Below are 1,578 nucleotides of genomic sequence, written 5' to 3' on the forward strand. Positions count from 1 at the left end.
ACAATCTGTGTGAGCACTACAAAGGCAGGTTCTTTAAGGTAAGGAGGTGATCCAACCGCAGGTTCCCCTACGGTTACCTTGTTACGACTTCACCCCAGTCATGAATCACAAAGTGGTAAGCGCCCTCCCGAAGGTTAAGCTACCTACTTCTTTTGCAACCCACTCCCATGGTGTGACGGGCGGTGTGTACAAGGCCCGGGAACGTATTCACCGTAGCATTCTGATCTACGATTACTAGCGATTCCGACTTCATGGAGTCGAGTTGCAGACTCCAATCCGGACTACGACGCACTTTATGAGGTCCGCTTGCTCTCGCGAGGTCGCTTCTCTTTGTATGCGCCATTGTAGCACGTGTGTAGCCCTGGTCGTAAGGGCCATGATGACTTGACGTCATCCCCACCTTCCTCCAGTTTATCACTGGCAGTCTCCTTTGAGTTCCCGGCCGGACCGCTGGCAACAAAGGATAAGGGTTGCGCTCGTTGCGGGACTTAACCCAACATTTCACAACACGAGCTGACGACAGCCATGCAGCACCTGTCTCACAGTTCCCGAAGGCACCAAAGCATCTCTGCTAAGTTCTGTGGATGTCAAGACCAGGTAAGGTTCTTCGCGTTGCATCGAATTAAACCACATGCTCCACCGCTTGTGCGGGCCCCCGTCAATTCATTTGAGTTTTAACCTTGCGGCCGTACTCCCCAGGCGGTCGATTTAACGCGTTAGCTCCGGAAGCCACGCCTCAAGGGCACAACCTCCAAATCGACATCGTTTACGGCGTGGACTACCAGGGTATCTAATCCTGTTTGCTCCCCACGCTTTCGCACCTGAGCGTCAGTCTTTGTCCAGGGGGCCGCCTTCGCCACCGGTATTCCTCCAGATCTCTACGCATTTCACCGCTACACCTGGAATTCTACCCCCCTCTACAAGACTCCAGCCTGCCAGTTTCGAATGCAGTTCCCAGGTTGAGCCCGGGGATTTCACATCCGACTTGACAGACCGCCTGCGTGCGCTTTACGCCCAGTAATTCCGATTAACGCTTGCACCCTCCGTATTACCGCGGCTGCTGGCACGGAGTTAGCCGGTGCTTCTTCTGCGGGTAACGTCAATTGCTGTGGTTATTAACCACAACACCTTCCTCCCCGCTGAAAGTACTTTACAACCCGAAGGCCTTCTTCATACACGCGGCATGGCTGCATCAGGCTTGCGCCCATTGTGCAATATTCCCCACTGCTGCCTCCCGTAGGAGTCTGGACCGTGTCTCAGTTCCAGTGTGGCTGGTCATCCTCTCAGACCAGCTAGGGATCGTCGCCTAGGTGAGCCGTTACCCCACCTACTAGCTAATCCCATCTGGGCACATCTGATGGCAAGAGGCCCGAAGGTCCCCCTCTTTGGTCTTGCGACGTTATGCGGTATTAGCTACCGTTTCCAGTAGTTATCCCCCTCCATCAGGCAGTTTCCCAGACATTACTCACCCGTCCGCCACTCGTCACCCGAGAGCAAGCTCTCTGTGCTACCGTTCGACTTGCATGTGTTAGGCCTGCCGCCAGCGTTCAATCTGAGCCATGATCAAACTCTTCAATT

General features: G+C 54.4%; 1 rRNA gene. It reads right to left on the reverse strand.

Annotation, left to right across the window (positions count from 1 at the left end):
- Positions 1-39 precede the first annotated feature (39 nt).
- Positions 40-1,578: ribosomal RNA gene (locus M8370_RS23285) — 16S ribosomal RNA — on the reverse strand.

It is taken from the genome of Enterobacter cloacae complex sp. OE43NF (assembly GCF_023544405.1).
Classification (GTDB): domain Bacteria; phylum Pseudomonadota; class Gammaproteobacteria; order Enterobacterales; family Enterobacteriaceae; genus Enterobacter; species Enterobacter cloacae.